The organism is Stenotrophomonas sp. YJH_SMC_131, from assembly GCF_059367975.1.
In genome coordinates this window covers 165853-189842 of sequence record NZ_JCAFRJ010000002.1, presented here as the reverse complement: position 1 = coordinate 189842, position 23990 = coordinate 165853, and the positions used below count along the sequence as shown (strand labels likewise).

Sequence of the window (23990 nt, the reverse complement as noted above, 5' to 3'; positions counted from 1 at the left end):
GCGGTGGCCGCGCGGATTCTGGCGTGGGGAATGGAAATGCTTCATCGACTGGTTCCTTGCTCGCCGCCCTGCCCGCGTCACGCCGGCAGCTTGAAGTCGGCGACCGAACGGCGCAGGTCCGCCGCCAGCTGCGCGAGGTGGCCGATCGACTCTGCGGTCTGCCCGGCACCCTGCGAGGTCTGGCCGGTGATCTGCCGGATCACGCCCATGGTGCGGGTGATGTCCGAGGCCGCGGCCGACTGCTGCTGGGCGGCGATGGAGATGTTCTTGATGAGGGTATTGAGGGCGTTGGACACGCGCTCGATCTCGGTCAGCGCGGTACCGGCGTCCTCGGCCAGGCGCGCACCGGACACCACTTCGGCCGTGGTCTGCTCCATCGAGGTGACCGCTTCGTTGGTATCGGCCTGAATGGCCTGGACCAGGTTTTCGATGCGTCGGGTCGCACCCGAGGTACGTTCTGCCAGGCGCTGCACTTCGTCGGCCACGACCGCGAAACCGCGGCCCGCTTCACCCGCCGACGCCGCCTGCACCGCCGCGTTCAGCGCCAGGATGTTGGTCTGCTCGGAAATGTCATTGATCAGTTCCACGATCGAGCCGATTTCCTGCGACGACTCGCCCAGGCGCTTGATGCGCTTGGAGGTTTCCTGGATCTGGTCGCGGATCTGGTCCATGCCCTGGATGGTCTCGCGCACCACGCCGGCGCCTTCGGCGGCGATCACCACCGAGCGCTGTGCCACGTCGGCCGACTCGGCCGAGTTGCGCGACACCTGCTCGATGCTCGCTGCGATTTCACCGATGCGGTCCGAGGCGGAGGTGATCTGGTTGGCCTGGTGGCCCGCCGCCTCTGCCAGCTGCATCGCGGTGGCCTGGGTTTCCTGGGTGGACATCGCGACCTTGGCCGAGGTGTCGTTGATGGTGGTCACCAGGTGGCGCAGCTCGTCCACCGCATAGTTGATCGCGTCGGCGATCGCGCCGGTCATGTCCTCGGTCACCGAGGCCTTCACCGTCAGGTCACCCTCACCGAGCGAGGAGATTTCGTCCAGCAGCCGCATGATCGCCTGCTGGTTGCGGCTGTTGAATTCCACCTGGGTCTGGTAACGCAGTTCCTGCTCGCGCGAGCGGCTGCGCACGTTGGTGGAGACGAAGCCGATGATCGCGATCAGCGACAGCGCGCCGGACACCACGCCGATCCAGAAGTTGGGGAACAGGCGGGTGTCGGACACCGAGCCGAACGAGGAGAACGCATCGAACAGCTTGCGGCTGTCGTCCAGCATGTGGGCCGAGCCCTGGCCCAGCGCGGTCGCCGCCGACTGCGCCGCGAACAGCTGGCGCGAGCTGGCCAGGATCGCGTCGGCGTCCTGCTTCATCGCTTCCCACTTCTGCTGCGACTGCTCCAGTGCGGCCACGGCGGCAGCACCGCGCACGGCGGTGATGCCCAGTTCCTCGTTGCCGTTGCGCAGGCCGTCGAGCACCTGCGAGAACACGGTGATGTCACGCGCCAGCGCATCCCCGGAGGTCGCCGCGGCGCTGCCACCGGCACGCATTTCGGTCACACGACGGGCCATCGAACCGGCCACCACGACCTGCTGCAGTGCGCTGTACACCTGCGACGAGGGGGCGCCGGAGGCGGACATCGCGCGCACCAGCTCGTTCAGCTGGGCCTGCAGGCCCGGTACCGCGCCGGTGAAGTTGTTGGCATTGCCGGCCAGCGCCAGCACCGCCGGCTCGCTGGCCACCAGCTGCCCGGCCTGCTTGCCCAGCGGCGCCCAGGTTTCGCCCAGGGTGGCGATGGCGCCGGACACGCCCGGCTCCTTGCCATAGCGGCCCTGCAGCGTCGACACGTTCTGTTCGATCGCGTTGCGGGTGGCCTTGAAGGCGGTGAAGGCCTGGGCGTTGCCGCCGACCGCGTCACGTCCCTGGTTGGCCAGCTGCTGCGACAGCACCTGCAGGTCGGCGGCCTTGGAGCCGGCGTCGGCAAGGCGGCTGCCCTGCCAGGTGGCGACGCCGGTGTTGACGCCGAACAGGATCATCGATGCCAGCAGCAGGAACAGCCAGAGGTTGCTGCCGCCCAGCCGCAGCTTGCCGGTCTTGGTGGCGTCCGAAGCAGTACTCATCGTTCAACCTCGATCTTCAATGCAGGGGGCGATGCCCGGCCTCAGGCCGCGGCTTGCCGGAATTCAGGGGTGCGCGACAGCAGCGAGAGCGAGAACACGCCCCAGTCATGGCCGTCGGCATGGAAGGCACGGTCAACGAAATGGCCGTAGCGGCCTTCGGCCAACGTGCCCGCGTCGATCTGCTGGTCCAGCTCGAAGCTGCGCTGGCCGAACAGTTCATCGATGGTCAGTGCGACGTCGCCGCCAGCCTGGCGCATGATCAGCACGCGCTGGCCTTCCTGCTGCACGGTGCGCGTGCCTTCCAGGAAGTACTTCAGGTCGACCACCGGAAACAGGTTGCCACGCAGGTTGCCCACGCCCAGCAGCCAGGGCTGCGCGCAGGGCACCGGGGTCACCGGCGGCATCGGCACGATTTCCACCACTTCGCGGAAATCGGACACCAGCCGGCGCTGGCCGACGCGGTAACCGACGCCACGCCACAGGTCCTGGGCGAACTGCCGCCCGGGCAGCTGCACTGCATGGGCCAGGCTGCGTCGTTCGTAGGCTTCAAGGATGTCGAAGGGCGAGCGCATCAGGCCACCAGTTCGTTGATCCGCGCGATCAGTTCATCCTCGCGCGGCGGCTTGACGATGTAATCGGCTGCGCCCTGGCGCAGGCCCCAGGCCTTGTCGGTTTCCATCGCCTTGGTGCTGACGATGATCACCGGGATGTGCTTGATCGCCGCATCGCGGGCCATCGCCCGGGTGGCCTGGAACCCGCTCATGCCGGGCAGGACCACGTCCATCAGCACCAGCTGCGGCACCTGGTCGCGGACCAGCTGCAGGCCATCCTCGGCGTTGTCCGCTTCCAGCACCTCGTGGCCGGCACGGCGCAGCCACTGGGTGAACACCGCGCGGTCGGTCGGTGAATCCTCGATCAGGACGATACGAGCCATTGTGCCTTTCCCCCCTGGTCAGGCGTTGACGTATGTGCGGATGGCACCCAGCAGTTCTTCGCGCGTGAAAGGCTTGGTCAGGTATTGCTCCGAGCCGACGATGCGCCCCCGCGCCTTGTCGAACAGACCATCCTTGGACGACAGCATGATCACCGGGGTCGCCTTGAACAGCTGGTTGCCCTTGATCAGCGCACAGGTCTGGTAGCCATCCAGGCGCGGCATCATGATGTCGACGAAGATGATCTGCGGCTGCTGGTCTGCGATCTTGGCAAGCGCTTCGAAGCCGTCGGTGGCGGTGACCACCTCGCAGCCTTCGCGCTTGAGCAGCGTTTCCGCAGTCCTGCGGATGGTCTTCGAATCATCGATGACCATCACCCGGAGTCCTGCGAGTTCCCCGCCCGCAGTCGTGTTTTCAGTCATTGCCTATCCCCAAGCGCACGGCCCAATCTCTGGCGGGAGCCGCTGCGAAAGCGTATCTATATCGCACTTCCCGCGCCCGCTTCAAGGCCGGCCTGCCGCGCAGGGGGTAGCACCGGGCTGAACGTGACCGGGTTCGCAATGACTGCGCTGCCGGCAGGCGGACGCTGCGTTGCACTACGGCGGGGAGGCACACGGCCGGCGTTGCCGCTACCATCAACGCCTTGCCTGACAGGTGCGCCCATGCCGTTGAACGTCATCGTGGTGATGGACCCCATCGCCCACATCAAGATCGCCAAGGACACCACCTTCGCCATGTTGCTGGAAGCCCAGCGCCGTGGCCATGCCCTGCACTACGTGCGGCCCGGCGGGCTGGCCCTGGAAGGTGGCGTGGCGGTGGCCCAGACCGCACCGCTGCAGGTGCGCGACGACCCGGCCGGCTGGTATGAGCTGGGCGCGTTCAGCCGTACCGCGTTCGGTCGCGGCCAGATCGTGCTGATGCGCAAGGACCCGCCCGTCGACGCCGAGTACATCTACGACACGCAGGTGCTGGACGTGGCTGCCGCTGCCGGCGCCTGCGTGGTCAACAACCCGCAGGGCCTGCGCGACTACAACGAGAAGCTGGCCGCCCTGCTGTTCCCGCAGTGCTGCCCGCCGACCCTGGTCAGCCGCGATGCCAAGGCATTGAAGGCCTTCGCGCTGGAGCACGGCCAGGCCGTGCTGAAGCCGCTGGATGGGATGGGCGGCCGCTCGATCTTCCGCAGCGGCCAGGGCGATCCGAACCTGAACGTGATCCTGGAAACCCTGACCGACGGCGGCCGCAAGCTGGCGCTGGCCCAGAAGTTCATTCCCGACATCACGGCCGGCGACAAGCGCATCCTGCTGGTCGACGGCGAACCGGTCGACTACTGCCTGGCGCGCATTCCCCAGGGTGACGAGTTCCGCGGCAACCTGGCGGCTGGCGGCCGTGGCGAAGGGCGCCCGCTGAGCGAGCGTGACCGCTGGATCGCCGGCCAGGTTGGCCCGGAGATGAAGCGCCGTGGCATGCGCTTCGTCGGCCTGGACGTGATCGGCGATTACCTGACCGAGGTCAACGTGACCAGCCCGACCTGCGTGCGCGAGCTCGACGCGCAGTACGGCCTGAACATCGCCGGCACCCTGTTCGACGCGCTCGAGGCCGGCCTGCGCTGATGGCGGCCGCACCTGCCGTCCTGCCCCCGCCGGCGCGCGAAGCGCAACGGCTGGGCGCGACCATCGCGCTGTCGATCGTGGTCCACGCCCTGCTGATCCTGGGCGTGGGTTTTGCGGTGAAAGGCGACGCACCACTGGTGCCGACGCTGGAGGTGATCTTCAGCCAGACCCGCACCGCACTGACCCCGAAGCAGGCCGATTTCCTTGCCGCCGCCAGCCAGGAAGGTGGCGGCGAGCACGACCGTGCGCAGCGCCCGCGCGACAACCAGGCCGGCATCGTTCCGCAGGCCCAGGCGGGGCTGAGCCCGGTGCCGCAACAGCAGCAGTCGGCCGCGCCGGCGCCCCCGCCGCAGGCGCGGGTGGTCAGCAGCCGCAACGGCGAAGAGGCAGTGGCCCAGGCGCAGGCACGCCCGACACCGGAGCAGCCCGAACCGGATGCACCGCTGACCGCGCGCGAACAGCGCGACGCCGAGATGGCACGGCTGGCGGCCGAGGTGCATCTGCGCTCGGCGCAGTACGCCAAGCGCCCGAACCGCAAGTTCGTGTCGGCCAGCACGCGCGAATATGCCTATGCCAATTACCTGCGCGCCTGGGTCGACCGCGCCGAGCGCGTCGGCAACCTGAATTACCCGGACGAGGCCCGGCAGCGCCGGCTCGGCGGCCAGGTGGTGATCAGCGTGGGCGTGCGCCGCGATGGCAGCGTGGAAAGCAGCCGGATCCTGCGTTCAAGCGGGACGCCGTTGCTGGATGAGGCGGCGCTGCGGGTGGTGCAGCTTGCGCAGCCATTCCCGCCGCTGCCGAAGACCGAGGACGAGATCGACATCCTGCAGGTCACCCGCACCTGGGTGTTCCTGCCGGGTGGCACCCTGCACGACGACCGGTAGGGGTTTGTTGCCCGGGCCTGCGGCCCGGGACCCGCTGGAAGCAAAGTCAAAGTCAACATCAACAGCAGCGGTCGGGATATTGGGTTTGGCGGGGCGGTATGGGCTTGCAGGACACGCCGTAAACCCGTCCCTGGGGGCTCGATGGCGCCATCCATGGCGCCAACGGTCCTGCAAGCCCATACCGCCCCGCCTCTGACAGATCCCGACGCATCATTGCTGTTGGTAGGTGTCGACCTTGGTCGACACACATCCACGCCATGCGTGGATGCGAGCGAAGCGATCCGCTGTTGACTTTGATTTTCTTTTGATTTTCCGTGGCGGACGCACACGGAAACTGTCAGAGGCCGGGCGGGGTCGGTTCGCGGGGGTGTCCGCGGCATGGATGCCGCGGCCAAGCCCCCATGGGTGAGGGCGCTTTGCTTGCGAAGCACTGCTTCGCAAGCGCCCGAACGCACAGCCGCCAGCGGCTGGGCCGGACCGCGGAGCGGGGTTTACGGCGTCCCCCGCGAACCCACCCCGCCCGGCCAAGCGCGGCTTTGGGTTTATGCGATCAACCAACCCCGCCACGAGGGGCTCAGCCGTTGGCCTTCGCCTTCGCCTCGCGCGCGGCCTGCTGCTCGACCAGGGTCAGTGCCACGTTGTCGCGCAGGTAGGCCGGCTCGACCTTCTCCGGTGCAATGGCTTCGCCGCGCGCGAACGCCAGCACCGCCAGTGCGAGCACGTCCGACGCACGCGGCAATGCCGTGGCGTCGAATCCGCGCAGGCCAGTACCGAGCTGCGCGACCAGCGCACCCTCGGCTGCGGCGAACCCGGTACCGACACCGTAGGCCGACAGCCCTTCCGGCAGCGCCACCGCTGCCGGCGCGCAGACGCGCTCGGCATCGCGCGCGACCGGCAGGCCGTCCACGCGCTCGAAGCGGGCGACGTAGAGTTCGCCCATCCGCGCATCGATCGCCGACAGGATCTGCGTTTCTTCCGCCGGTGCGCGCAGCGCCAACACCTGCAGCGTCGAGACCGGCAGCAGCGGGCGGTCCAGTGCCAGTGCGATGCCCTGGGCAATGGCAATCGCCAGGCGCACGCCCGTGAACGCACCCGGACCGCGACTGAGGGCGATGCCATCAAGCTGGCGACGGCTGATGCCGGCGTCGGCCAGCAGCGCCTCGGCCCACGGCAGGCTCAACTCGGCGTGCCGGCGCGGGGCGATCTCGAAGCGTTCCAGCACCTGCCCATCGACATGCAGGGCAACGGAACAGGCTTCGGTGGCGGTTTCAAAGGCAAGCAGTTTCATTGGATCAGGTCAGAACAAGGGGAACGTGGCACCGGGAGCAGGCTCCGGGCCCGCCGCAACGGCGGCCGGGGCACCCGCATCATCGGCCACGGGCAGCCATTGTGGCCTAAAGAAGGCCTGCACATCGGCCAGGCTGCGGGTGCGCCGGAACGGCGGCAGCGACTCAAGAAAGACCCGGCCATAGCCACGGTTGAGCAGGCGCGGATCGCACAGGACCAGCACGCCCCGGTCGCTTTCGCTGCGGATCAGGCGGCCAACGCCCTGCTTCAGGGCGATCACCGCCTGCGGCAGCTGCTCGTCGCGGAACGGGTTGCCCCCCTGGCTGCGGATCGCCTCCAGCCGCGCCTCGTATACCGGGTCATCCGGTGCCGCGAACGGCAGCTTGTCGATCATCACCACGCTCAGCGCTTCGCCGACCACGTCCACGCCCTCGCGGAAACTGGCCGAGCCCAGCAGCACGCCATTGCCCGATTCGCGGAAACGCTGCAGCAGCGCCGCGCGTGGCGCCTCGCCCTGCACGAACAACGGCCACGGCCCGTCGCGCAGTGCCTCGGCGGCCTCGCGCAATGCACGGTGCGAGGCGAACAACAGGAACGCCCTGCCCTGCGAGGCCTGCAACACCGGCCGCAAGGTCTGGATCAGCGCGGTGCCAAACCCGCGCGCCGCCGGATCGGGCAGGCCTTCGGGCAGGTAGCACAACGCCTGCTCGGGCCAGTTGAACGGGCTCGGCTGGACCAGCGTGTGCGGATCGTCCAGGCCCAGGCGCGTGGCGATGTGGTCGAAGCCACCGCCCACGGTCAGCGTGGCCGAGGTGAAGATCCATGCCGCGCGGCTGCGCTCGCGATGCTCGCGCAGCGGGCCGGACACATCCATCGGCGTGCGCTGGCAGCGGAAACCACGCGGGGTGAGCTCATACCAGAGCACATCGGCGGCACGGGGGGTCTCCGCCGGATCGGTATCGAAATCGAGGGTGGGCTCATCATCGCCCAGCCAGCGCTGCAGCCGCGACACCGCCTCGCGTGCCCGCGCATGACAGGCATCCAGACCCGCCGCCGCCTCGCGCAGCGGTTGCAGTGCCTGCTCCAGCGTCACCAGGCCGGCCATCACCGTATCGAATCCATCGCGCACCTGTGGCATCGCCAGCGCACGCCACTGCGTACCCCGTGGCGGCAGCCCCTCCATCGCCGAGCGCAGCGCCAGCAACGCCTGCTGCAACTGGTCGACCGGTTCCTGCAGGGCCGACTGCGCGCCGCCTACGCCGCGCGCCTCGGCCAGGCAGTCGCGGCCGAGTTCCTGCCACGGGCGCATGCCGAAGCCTTCGCCGAAAAACTGCGCGGCCAACTCGGGCAGCTGATGCGCCTCGTCGATGACAAAGGCCTGCGCCCCCGGCAGCAACTCACCGAAGCCGTCCTGTTTCAGTGCCAGGTCGGCCAGCAGCAGGTGGTGGTTGACCACCACCACGTCGGCAGCCTGCGCACGTTGGCGCGCGCGCACCACGAAGCAGTCGTCCCAGAACGGGCAATCGGTACCCAGGCAGTTGTCGACCGTGGAAGTGACCATCGGCAGAAGCGGCGAGTCATCGGCCAGGCCTTCCAGTTCGGCGATGTCACCGAACTCCGAACGGCCGGACCAGGCCAGGATGCGCTGGAACTGCGCAGCCTGCTCCGGGCTGGAAAAACGCGGTTCGCCCCGCGCCTGCTGCAGGCGGTAGCGGCACAGGTAATTCGCGCGCCCCTTCAGCAGCGCGCTGCGCAGGCCAACGCCCAGTGCCTGGCGCACGCGCGGCAGATCGCGGTGGTAGAGCTGGTCCTGCAACGCGCGGGTACCGGTGGAGATGATGGTGCGCAGCCCGGACAGCAGCACCGGCACCAGATAGGCGAAGGTCTTGCCGGTGCCTGTACCGGCCTCGGCCAGCAGCAGGTCGCGCTGCTGCAGCGCTTCGGCGATGGCGTCGGTCAGGTGCAGCTGTGCCGGACGCGGGACAAAGGCATCCAGATGCGAGGCGAGCGCGCCGCCTTCGCTGAGGGCTTCGCGGCTGGCATGGACAAGGTCGGACATCAGAGGGAGAGGATACCCGGCCGGGCGCTGCACGGCACCCGTTTCAAGCCAGGGCAACAGCAACAGCGGTGTCCATGGCTCTGGGTTTTTACGTGCTGGGCAGGCCGGGAGGGGCAGGCAGGACACGCCGTAAACCCATCCATGGGGGCTCGATGGCGCCATCCATGGCGCCAACGGTCCTGCCTGCCCCTCCCGACCCACCCTCGACAGTTTCCCAGTGACGGATGCACGCGCGGCGTCGCGTCGAGCTTGCTCGACTGCCCTTTCAGAAGCGGTGGGTGGAACGGAAACAAGAAGGGGTCGGATCCGTTTTCCTGCGGAAAACGGATCCGACCCCACAACGAGTGCGCGCAGCGCGCGACCCGCTTTTGATTTTCTTTTTCTTTTCCGTGGCTGGACGCACACGGAAACTGTCAGAGGTTGGGCGGGGTGGGTTCGCGGGGGTGTCCGCGGCATGGATGCCGCGGCCAAGCCCCCAGGGACGGGTTCACGGCGTCCCCCGCGAACCCACCCCGCCCGGCCAAGCGCGGCTTTTGCTTCTGGCTTCAGCGACCAACCCACAGCCACGAGGGGCTGTGCCGTTGGCTGGAAACTCAGTACCGCTTGATCCCCGGCACCGTGCAGCCCTCAATCTGCGCATGCGCCGACACCGCATTCTCCTTCTCGCCCCGCGCCAGGCGCGACTGCTCGATCGTCGCCCAATGCCGGCGGCACAGCGGCCCGGTCTTCGAGCCCAGATCCACCGCCTTGCGCGCGAACGTCTCCGCCTGCGCCCACTGGCCCTGCAGCAGCGCCAGTTCGGCACGTTCCTGCAGCACTGCCGGGTCACCCGCCACGATCTCCAGCGCGTGGTCCAGGCTGCTGGCCGCGCCGGCCAGGTCGTTCGCCTGGCGTTGTGCCAGTGCAGTCACCCGCAGATCTTCCACCTGCGAATCACGCAGCGGCTGTACCGACAATTCCTTGTCGTCCGGACCCGCTGCAGCATCCACCGCAGCCAGGCGCTGCGCCGGCGTGGTGGTATCGACCGGCTTGACCACCGGTGGTGCGCTGCTCACGCAGGCGGCCAGGGCCAGGCTGAGGCCGGTCAGGGCCAGGGGCTGCAGCAGGGATCGCATGTTCATCGGCATCATCGGCTCGGGGGAGGAGTGGCGGCGGCAGGTGCCGCGGCAGGTTCGGCAGGCGCTTCCGGCTTGCGGTCCAGGCCGAACCAGCTGCGCCAGCCACCGCCCTCGCCTTCGGCCTCGCCCTGCCCCTCCGGCGACGCGGCCGGCGCGCACGGCGCATAGGCAGGCGCATAGCCCACCACGAACGGGAAACGACGCGCGCCGGGGCAGCCTTCATCGGTGCTGTTGAGGCCGGTGGGAGCCACCGACTGCCAGTCCAGGCCCTTGTTGCTGACCCGCAGCGGCGCGCTCGGCAGGCGCTGGAAGATGCCCGACCAGACCCGCATCGCGCCGGTGGCGCCATACAGGCCGGCTTGCGCGTTCTGGTCGTTGCCGATCCAGATCACTGCCAGGTGATCACCGGTGTAGCCGGCATACCAGCTGTCACGGCCATCGTTGGTGGTGCCGGTCTTGCCGGCGGGCTGCAGGCGGCCGAGGCCATCGGCATTGAGCCGCTGCGCGGTACCGCTGGCGACCACCTGCTGCAGGCCGACACTGATCAGGTTGGCGGCAATCGAGTCGCCTTCCTGCGCCGGTGCCGGGGTCTTGTCGTACCGCTTGAGCAGCTTGCCCTGCGGATCGAGCACGCCACGCACCGCGTGCAGCGGCTGGATCTCGCCGCCGGACGCCAGGAACTGGTACAGCTGCGCCATCGCGTACGGGCTCTGGTCGGTCGAGCCGAGGATCACCGCCGGGTTGGCGTCAGCCTTGATGCCGGCCAGGACATGGATCAGCTGGGTCACGCGCTCCGGGCCGACCTGCATGCCCACGCGCACCGTGGCCTGGTTGTAGGAATGCGCCAGTGCGTCGATCAGGCGCACCGTGCCGTGGCTGCGGTTGTCCGCGTTGCCGGGACTCCAGTTGCGGCCGCGGCCGAGCTGCACCGTCACCGGCGAATCATCCACCCAGCTGGCCAGCGAGTAACGGTCCGGCTGCGCCAGGGCCAGCAGGTAGACGAACGGCTTGAGCAGCGAACCGACCGGACGCTGCGCCTCGATCGCGCGGTTGAAGCCGACCTCGGACACCTCGCGGCTGCCGATCACCGCCAGCACGTCGCCGTTGTGCACGTCGGTCAGCACCATGCCGGCCTGCAGCTCGGGGCGGCGCTTGCTTTCCAGCGACTTGATGGTGCGGGTCACCGCGCCTTCGGCATAGGCCTGCGCGGACGGCGACATGCCGGTCATCACGCTCAGGCCCGCGCCCTGCAGCGCCGATTCCGGATAGTCATGGCCGAGCTGGCGGCGGACCAGGTCAACGTAGGCCGGGAAGCGGTTGGCTGCCACCAGGCCGGGCGTCTTGGGCACGCCCAGCGGTGCCTTCAGCGCGCGCTGGTACTCGGCATCGTCGATCAGCGTGGCCTCGTGCAGCTTGCCCAGCACGAAGTTGCGGCGATCCAGCGCGCGCTCCGGGTTGCGCCGCGGGTCGTAGAAGGACGGCCCCTTGACCAGGCCGATCAGCAGTGCGATCTGCTCGGTCTCCAGCGACTGCAGGTCACGGCCGAACCAGAACTCGGCGCCGGAGGACATGCCATGGATCGCCTGGCTGCCGCGCTGGCCCAGGTACACCTGGTTGAGATAGGCCTCGAAGATGGTGCGCTTGTCATAACGCGCTTCCATGATCAGTGCGTACAGCACCTCATTGAACTTGCGGGTGACCGTCTGCTCCTTGCCGATGCCGAGCAGGCCGCTGCGGGCCAGCTGCTGGGTCAGCGTCGAAGCGCCCTGGCGGCTCTGGCCACCGGAACGGATCGTCACCCACACCGCGCGCGCGATGCCGGACAGGTCGATGCCGTGGTGGCGGTTGAAGTCCTTGTCCTCCACCGCCTGCAGGCCAGTCACCAGCAGGTCCGGCGCCTCGTCCATGCGGATCAGGCGGCGCTCTTCCTGCTTCTGGCCGTACAGGGTGGCGATGCGCGCCGGATCCAGCCGCGCGGCCTTCAGCGCCTTGCGGTTGTCGGCGTCGCGCAGCGAGGCCACGCCGCCATCGGCCAGCGACAGCTCCACCCGGCGCGGGGCCACCCGGCCGTCAACGTCGTTGAAGCCGCGGCTGGAGATGACGAAGCGCCCGCCGTTCACCGCATAGGTGGCCGGCTCCTTGCCCTGCCCGTCATCGCGGTAGGCAGAGGCGGCCAGCTCGGTCTTCAGCGTAGACGCATCCATCGCCTTGCCGGGGGTGAGCACCAGCGGGCGCGCGTACACGCGCGTCGGGATCTGCCAGCGCAGTTCACCGAAACGCTGGGTCACCTGTTGGTTCAGGTACAGCGTATAGGGAATGAGGAAACCCAATCCCAACGCGACCGCAGCCATGCTCCAGGTGATCAGCCGGCGCCGCCACAGCGGACCGTTGTCCTGCTGGTCGTCGTCGGAATCGTCGATGTCGTCGGAATCGTAGCGTCGGGGCACGGGAATGCGAGAATGTAGGGTCTGGCGAGTCTACCCCAGCCGCTGCGGCTGGCGAATTCTCCCGGGTTCCCCTGCTTAAGCTGGAGTTGCAACCGGATGGCGATGTCCCTGGCCGAGATCCGATACCTGATCAACCGCCTGTCGGGCCTGGCCCGCCGGAGCCTGGCAAGCCTGCGCACCCGTGGCTGGCGTGCCACCTGGCAACGCATCCGCGTGCATGCCCAGCGCGCCGTCCCCGCCCCGCGCACGCCACTGTTCCTGCCGCCAGCGCAGGATTTCGCCCCCTTCACGGTGCCGTTCAGCGAGTCGCCGGAGGTGAGCATCGTCATCCCGGTCTACAACCACGTCGCCCACACCGTGGCCTGCCTGCGCGCCCTGGCGGCGCACCCGCCGGCCGCCGCGTGCGAGATCCTGGTAGTGGATGACGGCAGCAGCGATGCCACCGTGCAGTGGATGCCGCAGGTGGCCGGGCTGCGCTATGAAGTGCGCGCGCACAACGGCGGCTTCATTGAAGCCTGCAATGACGGTGTATCGCGCGCACGCGGCCGCTACGTGGTACTGCTGAACAACGATACGGTGCCGCAGCCGGGCTGGCTCGACGCCCTGCTGGACACCTTCGGCAGCGTGCCCGACGCCGGCCTGGTCGGCAGCCAGCTGCTGTACCCGGATGGCCGCCTGCAGGAGTCGGGCGGGGTGATCTTCGCCGATGGCAGTGGCTGGAGCTACGGCCGCTTCGAGGCCGCCGATGATCCGCGCTTTGCCAGCCTGCGCGACGTCGACTACTGCTCGGGCGCGGCGCTGATGCTGCCACGCGCCCTCTGGCAGCAGCTGGACGGCTTCGACACCCGCTACAAGCCGGCCTACTACGAGGACACCGACCTGGCCTTCCGCGTGCGTGCACACGGCCTGCGCGTGCTGGTGCAGCCGGCCAGCCGGGTGATCCACGACGAAGGCACCAGCAACGGTACCGACACCGGCAGCGGGGTGAAGGCCTACCAGGTACGCAACCAGGCCATCTTCGCCGCCCGCTGGGCCACCGAACTGGGCCGTCATCCGGCGGTCGGCGAAGTGCCGTCTCCGGCGCTGCTGCTGCGCGGCCGGCGCCAGGTGCTGATCCTGGACGAGGAAGTACCGCAGCCGGATCGCGATTCCGGGTCACTGCGCCAGGTCAATCTGATCCGCCTGCTGCTGCAGGGCGGCGCCCACGTTGTGTTCGTACCGACCCGGCGCGAGCACGCCGGTGCGGCCACCGAAGCGCTGCAACGGATGGGCGTGGAAGTCTGGTACGCGCCCTTCCTGGACGGCGTAGCCGGCTGGCTGCGCAGCCACGGATCGCGTTTCGACGTGGCAATGCTGGTGCGTCACCACGTCGCCCACGAATGCCTGCCGCTGCTCAAGCGCTATGCACCGCAGGCACGGACCGTGTTCGACACCGTTGACCTGCACTACCTGCGCGAACGCCGCGGTGCCGAAGTCGCCGGCGACGCAACCCTGCTGCGTGCAGCGGAACGTACCCGCAGCAGCGAACTGGCCGTGATGGAGCAGTGCGACATCACCGTGCTGGTCAGTGCGGCCGAACGGGAGCAGCTGCAGTCCGATGCGCCGCAGGTGCGGGTGGAGCTGATCTCCAACCTGCATGAGGTCGCCGGTGCCGGCGCCGTATTCGAGCAGCGGCGCGACCTGGTGTTTGTCGGTGGCTTCCGTCATCCGCCGAACCTTGACGGCATGGAATGGTTCATCGGCGAGGTCTTTGCCCGCATCCGCGCCCGGTTGCCGGAAGTGCGCCTGCACTGCATCGGCGCCGCGGCGCCGGAGTCGCTGCTGGCACTGGCCGCACGCCAGCCCGGTGTGCAGATGCACGGGTTCGTCGAAGACATCACGCCCTACATGGACGGCGCGCGCATCGCCATTGCGCCGCTGCGGTTCGGCGCCGGCGTGAAGGGCAAGATCAACCTGAGCATGGCCCACGGCCAGCCGGTGGTCGGTACCACCTGCGCCGTGGAAGGCATGCACCTGCATCCCGGCCAGGACGTGCTGGTGGCCGATGACGCTGTCGGTTTCGCCGATGCGGTGATCCGCCTGTACCAGGATCCACAGCTGTGGCAGCAGTTGTCCGATGCCGGCCTGGCCAACGTCGCCCAGCATTTCTCACTTGATGCCGCCCGCGCGACCGTGCAGCGGGTGTTCTTCGCCTAGTCCGCCCGTCCACCGGCGCGACGCAGGCGGTCTTCGAACGCCGGCAGTTCGGCCAGGTCCGGTTGCAGCAACCGCGCCTGTTCGGCAGCGTGCGCGGCAAAGGCCAGGTCGCCATTGCCGAGCCGTTCGCTGCCGATCGCCAGCCAGCGCTGGGCCAACCGCAGCCGCGCCGAGGGCAGGCCCGCTGCGGTCGGTGACAGCGTCTGCCAGGCCTGCAGGCAGGCACCCGCCGCCTGTACCCGGTTCTGCCGCAGATTGTCGTCGAAGCAGCGGCGACTGGCGGGCAGCAGGCGTGCTGCGGCAGCCTTGACCCGCGTGTCGCGGGGGGCCAGTGACTGGGCTTCGCGCAGTGCGTCGAACGCGCTGTGCCCCGGTGGGCTGATCCACTGCCCTGCACGTTCGGCACGCTCGATCTTGCGCAGGTGGTCGCGCAGCTGGCGTTCGCGCTGCGCCGTACTGATCGCGGGCTGCTGCAGGGCCTGTTGCGCCTGGCGCGCACGCTGCAGGCGCTGTGCCAGTTGCTGCCGGATTGCCTGCGAAGCGCCCAGCTCCGCCGCCAGAGCTGCATCGCGTTGCGCCGCATCGAACTGGAAGTCGTCGGCGGATGTCTGGCTGCGCGCCACCACCGCCTGCAGCGCCTGCTCACGCCCCCGCTGGGCATTGGGATCATCGGCCGCCACCGCAAGCACTGCCAGGAAACCCTGGGCCGCGGCGTCCAGCTGCTGTCGTTGCAGTGCCCGCTGCGCCTGCTGCAGGCGCTGGTCCACCGCGCGCGCCAGGGCTTCCTCGCTGGCCGGCAGATCGGCATGACCGGCATCGAACTGGCGGGCACGACGCAGGATCGCGGCCGCCTCGGCCAGCTCTCCGCGCCCTGCCAGCGTGCGCGCCTGCAGCAGCAGGTCGCTCAGCGCATCTTCGCGCCCTTCCAGCGCCGGCAGGTTGTCCGGCTGCAGGGCAAGGATGCGCTGGAACAAGGGCAACGCACTGCTGTCGCCATCATCCAGGCGTCCGGCCGCGAACGCGTTGCGCGCCTGGGCCAACAACGCACCAATACCGGCTCCGGCACTGCGTCGCGCCTGCAGCTGGCGGGCGACCGCATCGGCTTCGCCCTGCGGCACCTGCAGCTCACGGGCCAGTGCCAGTGCCTGCGCGCTGCCGTCCAGGTCACCGGCGTGCAGGCGATCGCGCGCCTGTTGCAGCGCTGCCGCGCCGGTATTGGCCAGGCCCTGGCGCGCCTGCGGGCGATCACCGTCCAGCGCCAGCACCGCCTGGTAGCGCTCGCGCGCACCACTGCCATCGGCATCGCTCAAACGACCGGCGGCCAGCGCACGATCCCCCTCGGCCAGCAGCTGTTCGATCTGCGGCTCATCCCAGAACCAGTCGGCCAGCGGCTTGCGCAGCAGGACCAGCAGCACGAACACGGCCAGCGCCGCAAGCAGCGCCCAGCGCCAGACCCGGCGCGCATGGCGTGCCTGCAGCCACCACCAGCGACCCTCGCGACGGACGCGGTCCAGCGCAGGATGTTCAGCGCCATGCGGGCGATGCGGGGGCTCGCGTTCCATGCGTGCAGGGTAGCCGGGGCAGCGTGAAGCTCAGCCGAGGCGACGTGCCTCGCTCACGCCCGGCAGCGCATCAAGCTTGCCCAGCAGCGTCGACAACTGCCCGTAGTCGCTGACCTTCAGCCGCAGCCGCAGATGGGCACGGCCACTGTTGCGCACGTTGTCACTGTGGATGTCGAGCACGTAAGCGTCTTCCTGGGCGATCAGGTTGGTGATGTCCTTCAGCAGCCAGCGGCGGTCGACCGCGTCGACCACCACGTCCACTTCGTAGCCGCCACCGGCCTGGCCCCACTCCACCGGCAGGATGCGCTGCGGGCTGGCGGCGGCCAGCCGGGCCAGCGCGGCGCAGTCTGCACGATGCACAGTGACACCACGGCTACGGGTCAGGTAGCCGACGATCGGCTCGCCGGCCACCGGCTGGCAGCAGCGTGCCAGCTGCACCAGCAGGTTGCCCACGCCCTGCACGGTGAACTTGGACTTGCCCAGGTTCTCGCGGCGCGCGGTCGGCCGCGGCAGGGGCGGCGCGGGCGCGGGCTGGCTGGCGGCACGTTCCGCCTCCAGCAACGTCCGGCTGACCTGGTTCGGGCCGGTATCGCCCAGCGCCACCTGGATGTACAGGTCATCGACGCTGTCGGCATGGAACTTCTTGGCCGCGACGGCCAGGTCCGAGTGCTGCAGGCCCAGCCGCTTCAGCTCGCGCTCGAGCAGCTCGCGACCGGCCTGCACGTTGCGCGCGCGGTCCAGCTTGTGGAACCAGCTGCGCACCTTCTCGCGCGAGCGGTTGCTGGCCAGGAAGCCATTGGCCGGCATCAGCCAGTCGCGGCGCGGGTCGGCCTCCTTGCCGGTCAGGATCTCGACGCGGTCGCCACTGCGCAGGCGATAGGTCAGCGGCACGATACGGCCGTTGACCTTGGCGCCGCGGCAGCGGTGCCCGACCATGGTGTGCACCTGGTAGGCGAAATCGAGCGGCGTAGCGCCCTGCGGCAGGTCCAGCACCTCGTCCTTCGGGCTCAGCGCATAGACCCGGTCCTCGGTCAGCTCGGCATCGAGCGCCCCGGCCAGTTCATTGCCCTGCCCGTCCTGCGCCTGCTCCAGCAGCTGGCGCATCCAGGTGATCTTGCGATCGAAGGACTTCTCCGCGCCCTTGCCGCCTTCCTTGTACTTCCAGTGCGCGGCCACGCCCAGCTCGGCCTGCGAGTGCATTTCATGGGTACGGATCTGCACTTCGATGGTGCGCCCTTCCGGGCCGACCACGGCGGTATGCAGCGAGCGATAGTCGTTGGCCTTCGGGCGTGCGATGTAATCATCGAACTCGCTTGGTACCGGCGCCCACAGCGCGTGCACCACGCCCAGCGCGGCGTAGCAGGCGGCGACGTCGTCGACCATCACGCGCACCGCACGGATGTCATACAGCTGGTCGAAGGCCAGCCGCTTCTTCTGCATCTTCCGCCAGATGCTGTAAATGTGCTTCGGGCGGCCGCTGACTTCGGCCTTGATGCCCTGGGCGACCAGCTCGCGCGACAGCACCTTCTTGACGTTCTCGACGTAACGCTCGCGGGCGATGCGGGTTTCGTCCACCTCGCGGGCGATGCGGCGGTAGGTTTCCGGTTCCAGGTGGCGGAACGCCAGGTCCTCCAGCTCCCACTTCAGCTGCCAGATGCCCAGGCGGTTGGCCAGGGGCGCGTGGATGTCGCGGGTCAGCTGGGCCAGCGCGCGGCGTTGCTCGTCGTCCAGCTTGTCGGCCGCGCGCATCCTCGCGAGCTGGCGCGCCAGCAGGATCGGCACCACGCGCAGGTCGCGGATGATCGCCAGCAGCAGCCGGCGCAGGCCCTCGCTGTTGCGTCCGGCCTCACGGCCGGCGTGCAGCGCCCACACCGGGTCGGCCGCATCCTGGCCATCGAGCAGGCCGATCACCGCCGCCTGGTGGCTGCCCAGCGGCAGCTGGTCCAGGCTGGCGCGCAGGCCCGGCAGGTCGAACAGCAATGCTGCCACCACCGCGCCTTCGTCGGCCGAGAGCATCGCCAGCGCATCAAGGGTATCGCCCAGCACCGACCAGGTGGCACGCATCTGGTGGTCGCAATCCGGCGCTTCCCAATGCTCGCGCAGGGCCTGGCGCAGCGGAGCAGGCAGCACCGCTGCCGAGGGACGGTTCAACAAGGCATCCAGGCCAGGGACGGAAGCGCGGTTCACAGCATCGAGCAGGCAAGACAGAGGCCCCTACACTAGCGCCGGCGTCGTTCAGGGACAATCACTGCGGCCACCATCACCCGGCATGAAGACATGCCGCTACACTCGCCAACACATCCAGGAGAGACCCGCCATGCCTTCGATTGCCCTGCGCGTCCGTCCACGGCTGCTGGCCTGTGCCGCCGTGTTGCTGTCCCTGTCCGCGCCTGCGCTGGCCCAGCGCGTGGTGGAGGGCGACCTGCAGCAGCAGATGTCGCCCACCGAGTTCAAGGCCGCCGGCCTGGACAAGCTCAGCGCCGCTGAACTGGCCACGCTCAACCGCTGGCTGCAGGGCAAGGTCGAGGCGGCCACCACCCAGGCCGTCGCCGCAGCGCGCGAAGAAGGCCGCCAGGAAGTGATCAAGAAGAACCGCGGCTTCCTGGACTTCGGCAGCAGCGAACCGATCGAAAGCACCCTGCAGGGCGAATTCCGTGGCTTCGGCCAGGGCCGCCGCTACGTGCTGCAGAACGGCCAGGAGTGGGAGCAGATAGACGCCACGCACTATTCCGGTGGCCGCAAGGAAGCGCCGAACGTCAGCATGCGCCCGGGCGTGATGGGCGCCTGGTACATGAAGGTGGACGGGGTGAACGTGCAACCGAAGGTTCGTCGCACCAAGTAACGCCCGGGCATTCCGGCCGTGCCGGATCCATGCCCGGCGGCCATGGTCGCCCGATGGGGCGACCATGGCGCGCGTTCACGCCTGGCGAAGTGCAGCCACCCGCTGCGCCAGCTTCTTCGCCGAAATGCCGGTGCGTGCCCCCAGCTCCTGCGCGAACAACGACACCCGCAGCTCTTCCAGATCCCAACGCAGCGCCTGCCATTGCGGGCGATCACGCAGGCCCTGCTGCTCGCCCGCTTCCAGCGCCTCCAGGAACGGGTGCAATTCCAGCATGCGCGCCTGGTCACGCGGCGGATCACGCTTGGCACGCTCGGTGCGCAGGATCATCGCCTTCAGGTAGCGCGGGTACTGCGCCAGCGCGTCGGCCGGCGTGTCGCGCAGGAAGCCGGGGTGGATCAGCCCGGCCAGCTGCGCTTCCATGTCGTCCAGGTTGCCACGCGCCCAGCCCATCAACGGCGCCTCCAGCAACGGCTTCAGTTCCGCCACCAGCGCCAGGATGGACTCGGCCAGTTTCAGCCGCGACATCGCCTCGCCGAACAGGGCCTTGGCCGCATGCTCGCGGCGTTGCTCGAAGGCTGCCGCATCGCGGATGTCTTCCAGGCCTTCGGCCAGCACCGCGTTCATCGCCGCATCCACCAGGTCTCCACGCAGGCGTTCCTGCGATTCGATCGCGGCATACAGCAGGCCGGTCTTGGCACCCACCGGCAGCTGCTTGCGCGCCTGCTTGACCTTCTCGGCCAGGGCAATCTCCAGCAGCCGGCGCACACCCAGCGGGTGGGCCTCCTGCGCCTGCTGGCGATCGGCGAAGATGCGCAGCGCCACGCTGTCGCCCTCGTCCAGCAGCGCCGGATAGGCCGGAACGCCGGCTTCACCGGGCACCTGCAGCGGAATCGGCGCGGCCGGGAACGTGCGCAGGCCATCGGCCGCCATCTCGCGCCCCGCCCGTGCAGCGAAGGCATCGCCGGCACGGCCGCCGAATTTCGCGCGCAACGCATCCAGATCCCGCGAGGTCGCCAGCACCTTGCCGTGCTCGTCGCGCAGGCGCAGGTTCATGTGCAGGTGCGGTTCGATCGAAGCGGGTTCGAAATCGAGCGCCGTCACCGTCGCGCCGGTGGCACGTGACAAAAAGCGCGCCAGTTCGCCAGTGATGGCATCGGCGCTGGGCTGCGGGAATGCCTCGAAGAACGCACGACCGAAGTCCGGCGCCGGCACGTAGTTGCGGCGCATCGCCTTGGGCAGGCTGCGGATGAGTGCCGAGGCCTTGTCGGCGACGAAGCCAGGCGCCAGCCAGCCCAGCTGCACCGGGTCCAGCGCGTTGAGCAGGTGCAGCGGCACGTCCAGGGTCACGCCGTCATCATCGGCACCCGGCTCGAAGCGGTAGTGCAGTGGCAGGCGCGCCTGGCCCAGTGGCAGGTACTTCGGGTAGCGCTCCTGTTCGCTGCCCTCACCCGGCAACAGGTCGACCAGTGACCAGTGCAGGGTCTTGCGCTGTTCCGGCGCCAGCCCCTTCCACCAGGTATCCAGCCCTGCGGCCGAATGGATCTGCGGCGGCACCCGGTCCAGGTACCAGCGCGCCTGCCAGTCCTCGTCGGCCACGATGCCGGCGCGGCGCAGCTTCGCTTCCTCCTCGCGGGCGACCTCCAGCACTTTCTGGTTGTCGGCCACGAAGCTGGCGCGGGTGTTGATCTCGCCGGTCACCAGCGCCTGGCGCACGAAGATGTCGTGCGCCTCGCCCGGTGCGATGCGGCCGTAGTGCACCGGCTTCTTCGGTGCCAGCACCAGGCCGAACAGGCTGATCTGCTCGGAGGCCAGCACCTGGCCCTGCGCGCGCGACCAGTGCGGGTCGAAGTGCTTGCGCAGCAGCAGGTGCGGCAGTTCGGCGATGACCCAGTCCGGCTCGATCGCGGCCAGGGTCATGCCCCAGACCTTCTGCGTGTCCAGCAGGTTGGCCACCAGCAACCACGGCGGCGGGCGCTTGGACAGCGCCGAACCGGGGAACGGCAGGAAACGGCGCTGGCGTGGCGCCTGGAAATCGCCCTTCTCGGTGCGGTGCCCGATCTGCGTCGGCAGGCCCGCCACCAACGCCCGGTGCAGGGTCTGGTAGGCAGCCGCGCGCACGCGTTCGCTGAAGCCGCCGCCCGCCGGTGCCTGCTCCTTCTGTGCACGTACGGCCACCGGCGTCGGCGCCGCTTCGGCCTTGCCTTCGCGGGCCAGGCGTGCAGCGCGGTGCAGCTGGCCACGGGTGGCCTTCACTGCGGCGGCATCATCACGCGCTGCCGCCGGCGCACTGCTGCCGGCCAGCAACGGCGCCATCGACGCCTCGTTGGCCTCTTCCTTCCAGCCCAGTTCCTCGCACAGCAGCCGCAGCTGGCGGTGCAGCTCGCGCCACTCGCGCATGCGCAGGAAGCCGAGGAAATGACGGCCGCACCAGTCGCGCAGCTTGGACTGGGTCAGGTCTTCATGGGCCTGCCGGTAGGCATCCCACAGGCGCAGCACGCCAACGAACTCGGAACGACCATCGGCGAACTGCGCATGCGCGCTGTCGGCGGCACCGCGTGCTTCGGGCGGACGTTCGCGCGGGTCCTGGATGCCCAGGAACGAGGCGATCACCAGCATCGGCCGCAGGCAGCCGGCGGCCTGCGCGGCGACCAGCATGCGCGCCAGCTTCACGTCCACCGGCAGGCGTGCCATCTGCTTGCCGATGGTGGTCATGCGCCGCTCGGCGTCGATCGCACCCAGTTCGGTCAGCTGCTGCCAGCCATCGGCCACCGCACGCTCGTCCGGCGCTTCCAGGAACGGAAACTCCTCGATGCGGCCCAGGCCCAGCTGCAGCATGCGCAGGATCACCCCGGCCAGGCTGGAGCGGCGGATTTCCGGATCGGTGAACTCCGGCCGCGCCTGGAAATCGGCTTCGGCGTACAGGCGGTAACAGATGCCCTCGGCGATACGGCCGCAGCGGCCCTTGCGCTGGTTGGCGCTGGCCTGCGAGATCGGCTCGATGTGCAGGCGGTCCAGCTTGTTGCGCGGACTGTAGCGCTTGACGCGGGCAAAGCCCGGATCGACCACGTAGCGGATGCGCGGCACCGTCAGCGAGGTCTCCGCGACGTTGGTGGCCAGCACGATGCGCCGGTTCGGCCCGGGATTGAACACCCGGTCCTGGTCCTGGTTGGACAGCCGCGCATAGAGCGGCAGCACCTCGGTGTTGCGGTACTTGCGGCGCTCCAGCGACTGGTGCGCATCGCGGATCTCGCGTTCGCCCGGCAGGAAGATCAGCACGTCGCCGCGCGCATCCAGGCGGGTGATCTCGTCGATGGCCGACACGATGGCGTCGTTGACGGTGCGTTCGCCCTGGTCTTCGCCCTCGCCTTCCAGCGCGCGATAGCGCACTTCCACCGGGTAGGTGCGGCCTTCGACGCTGATCACCGGCGCATTGTCGAAATGCTGGGCGAAGCGTTCGGTATCGATGGTGGCCGAGGTGACGATCAGTTTCAGGTCCGGGCGCTTGCGCAGCAGCTGCTTCAGGTAGCCCAGCAGGAAATCGATGTTGAGGCTGCGTTCGTGCGCCTCGTCGACGATGATCGTGTCGTAGTTCGACAACCAGCGGTCACTGGCGATCTCCGCCAGCAGGATGCCGTCGGTCATGAACTTGATGCGGCTGTCGTCGCTGACCTTGTCGTTGAAGCGCACCTGGTAGCCGACCAACTGGCCCAGTTCGCTCTGCAGTTCCTGCGCCACGCGGCTTGCCACCGCACGTGCGGCAATCCGTCGCGGCTGGGTGCAGCCGATCATGCCGGCCTGGCCACGGCCTGCGGCCAGGCACAGTTTCGGCAGCTGGGTGGTCTTGCCCGAGCCGGTTTCACCAGCGATCACCACCACCTGATGGTCGCGGATCAGCCCGATGATGGCGTCGGCTTCACGCGCAATCGGCAGCTGCGGGTCCAGAGTAATGGACGGCTGCTGCTGCGCCCGGACCTGCCGGCGCTGCACCGACGCCTGCAAGGCCTGCTCGAAGGTAGCGGCCAACGCCGCATCCTGTGGCTTGGCCTGGCAACGCGAGAGCATCCCCAGCAAACGGCCCCGGTCGCGGCTCATGGCGCCGTCGATGGCGGCGCGCTGTTGGCGCAGGCGGGACGATGGATTTTTATCGATAGAGTTCATCAATCGGTTCGTTCAAAACTTTGATAGCGACCAGTCATCACGACCGGTTTATTGTGAAGGCCAACGATTCCACAAGGAGGAACCCCATGGCGAAGACCAAGAGCACGACCAAGGCCAAGACCGGCAAGCAGAAGCTTGCAGCGGCGGCACCGTCGGCGCCGAACGTCGATATCGGGATCACCCAGGGCGACCGCAAGAAGATCGCCGACGGTCTGTCGCGCTTCCAGGCCGATGCGTTCACGCTCTACCTGAAGACGCACAACTTCCACTGGAACGTGACCGGGTCGATGTTCAACTCGCTGCACACCATGTTCGAGACGCAGTACACCGAGCAGTGGGCGGCACTGGACGACGTGGCCGAGCGCATCCGCGCGCTGGGCTTCAATGCCCCGGGCTCCTACCGGGAATTCGCTGCGCTGACCTCGATCGCCGAGGAACCGGGCCTGACCGACAGCGCGGACTGGCGTGAAATGGTACGCCAGTTGGTGGTCGCCAACGAAGCAGTCTGCCGTACGGCACGTGAAGTGCTGGAGGTGGCGGCCAAGGGAGACGACGCCCCGACCGAGGATCTGATGACCCAGCGGCTGCAGACCCACGAGAAGTACGCCTGGATGCTGCGCTCGCTGCTGCAGTAAGAGTTGGGGGGCCCGGCAGGGCTGCGCCCTGCACCCGCAGAGGCCTTAAAGCCAAGGCCAGAGCCAGAGCAAAAGCTGGCCTCCTGTGGGTAGGCGGGATGGGTCCGGTGGCAGGGGACGCCGTAAACCCGTCCTTGGGAGCTTGG

General features: G+C 68.8%; 16 protein-coding genes. 5 read left to right on the top strand and 11 right to left on the bottom strand.

Annotation, left to right across the window (positions count from 1 at the left end; genetic code table 11):
• Positions 1-77 precede the first annotated feature (77 nt).
• From AC5P56_RS04730 to pilG, 4 genes are read right to left on the bottom strand one after another with little or no spacing between them, the layout of a single operon-like run.
• Positions 78-2114 (bottom strand): methyl-accepting chemotaxis protein, encoded by a 2037-nt coding sequence (locus tag AC5P56_RS04730; protein ID WP_014038185.1) that lies wholly within the window; start codon positions 2112-2114, stop codon positions 78-80.
• Positions 2115-2155: 41 nt separating this feature from the next.
• On the bottom strand, positions 2156-2686 hold the full coding sequence (locus tag AC5P56_RS04725; RefSeq protein ID WP_014648092.1) for a chemotaxis protein CheW: 531 nt from the start codon (positions 2684-2686) through the stop codon (positions 2156-2158).
• A complete protein-coding gene (locus AC5P56_RS04720) occupies positions 2686-3048 on the bottom strand; it encodes a response regulator (RefSeq protein ID WP_005410717.1) in 363 nt (120 codons plus the stop codon). The genes AC5P56_RS04725 and AC5P56_RS04720 overlap by 1 nt, the downstream gene beginning before the upstream one ends.
• A gap of 18 nt (positions 3049-3066) precedes the next feature.
• Positions 3067-3468 (bottom strand): twitching motility response regulator PilG, encoded by a 402-nt coding sequence (gene pilG / locus AC5P56_RS04715; RefSeq protein WP_005418455.1) that lies wholly within the window; start codon positions 3466-3468, stop codon positions 3067-3069.
• 240 nt (positions 3469-3708) lie between these two features.
• On the opposite strand from pilG, the gene gshB reads away from it, so the two are divergent.
• Positions 3709-4656 (top strand): glutathione synthase, encoded by a 948-nt coding sequence (gshB, locus tag AC5P56_RS04710; RefSeq protein WP_046432057.1) that lies wholly within the window; start codon positions 3709-3711, stop codon positions 4654-4656.
• Positions 4656-5540 (top strand): energy transducer TonB family protein, encoded by an 885-nt coding sequence (locus AC5P56_RS04705; RefSeq protein ID WP_014648095.1) that lies wholly within the window; start codon positions 4656-4658, stop codon positions 5538-5540. The genes gshB and AC5P56_RS04705 overlap by 1 nt, the downstream gene beginning before the upstream one ends.
• A 574-nt stretch (positions 5541-6114) precedes the next feature.
• Here the strand turns inward: AC5P56_RS04705 and tsaB are convergent.
• From tsaB to mrcB, 4 genes are all read right to left on the bottom strand, one after another.
• Positions 6115-6828, bottom strand: coding sequence for a tRNA (adenosine(37)-N6)-threonylcarbamoyltransferase complex dimerization subunit type 1 TsaB (tsaB, locus tag AC5P56_RS04700; protein ID WP_495231478.1), 714 nt, complete (start codon positions 6826-6828; stop codon positions 6115-6117).
• Positions 6829-6837: 9 nt separating this feature from the next.
• Positions 6838-8886, bottom strand: a complete 2049-nt coding sequence (gene yoaA, locus AC5P56_RS04695; protein ID WP_134809193.1) for a DNA repair helicase YoaA — start codon at positions 8884-8886, stop codon at positions 6838-6840.
• 593 nt (positions 8887-9479) lie between these two features.
• The gene (locus AC5P56_RS04690; RefSeq protein WP_014648099.1) at positions 9480-10016 is read right to left on the bottom strand and encodes a hypothetical protein; all 537 of its coding nucleotides are present in this window, start codon (positions 10014-10016) and stop codon (positions 9480-9482) included.
• Positions 10013-12451, bottom strand: a complete 2439-nt coding sequence (mrcB, locus tag AC5P56_RS04685) for a penicillin-binding protein 1B (RefSeq protein ID WP_014648100.1) — start codon at positions 12449-12451, stop codon at positions 10013-10015. Before mrcB ends, AC5P56_RS04690 begins: the two co-directional genes overlap by 4 nt.
• Positions 12452-12547: 96 nt before the next feature.
• On the opposite strand from mrcB, the gene AC5P56_RS04680 reads away from it, so the two are divergent.
• Positions 12548-14647 (top strand): glycosyltransferase, encoded by a 2100-nt coding sequence (locus tag AC5P56_RS04680; RefSeq protein ID WP_014648101.1) that lies wholly within the window; start codon positions 12548-12550, stop codon positions 14645-14647.
• On the opposite strand, the gene AC5P56_RS04675 is transcribed toward AC5P56_RS04680, so the two are convergent.
• Both AC5P56_RS04675 and AC5P56_RS04670 read right to left on the bottom strand, forming a co-directional pair.
• Positions 14644-16209, bottom strand: coding sequence for a hypothetical protein (locus tag AC5P56_RS04675; protein ID WP_049440314.1), 1566 nt, complete (start codon positions 16207-16209; stop codon positions 14644-14646). The two genes, AC5P56_RS04680 and AC5P56_RS04675, sit on opposite strands and share 4 nt — an antisense overlap.
• A gap of 30 nt (positions 16210-16239) precedes the next feature.
• Positions 16240-18396: a RelA/SpoT family protein gene (locus tag AC5P56_RS04670; protein WP_053496019.1), complete on the bottom strand. Its 2157-nt coding sequence runs from the start codon at positions 18394-18396 to the stop codon at positions 16240-16242.
• Between the two features lie 130 nt (positions 18397-18526).
• Between AC5P56_RS04670 and AC5P56_RS04665 the strand changes: the two genes are divergently transcribed.
• The gene (locus tag AC5P56_RS04665; protein WP_014648104.1) at positions 18527-19051 is read left to right on the top strand and encodes a hypothetical protein; all 525 of its coding nucleotides are present in this window, start codon (positions 18527-18529) and stop codon (positions 19049-19051) included.
• 75 nt (positions 19052-19126) lie between these two features.
• Here the strand turns inward: AC5P56_RS04665 and hrpA are convergent, their stop codons facing one another.
• Complete coding sequence (hrpA, locus tag AC5P56_RS04660; RefSeq protein ID WP_088475712.1) at positions 19127-23209, bottom strand: ATP-dependent RNA helicase HrpA; 4083 nt, start codon at positions 23207-23209, stop codon at positions 19127-19129.
• Between the two features lie 86 nt (positions 23210-23295).
• Between hrpA and AC5P56_RS04655 the strand changes: the two genes are divergently transcribed.
• Complete coding sequence (locus AC5P56_RS04655) at positions 23296-23844, top strand: Dps family protein (protein WP_126411278.1); 549 nt, start codon at positions 23296-23298, stop codon at positions 23842-23844.
• Positions 23845-23990: the final 146 nt, after the last annotated feature.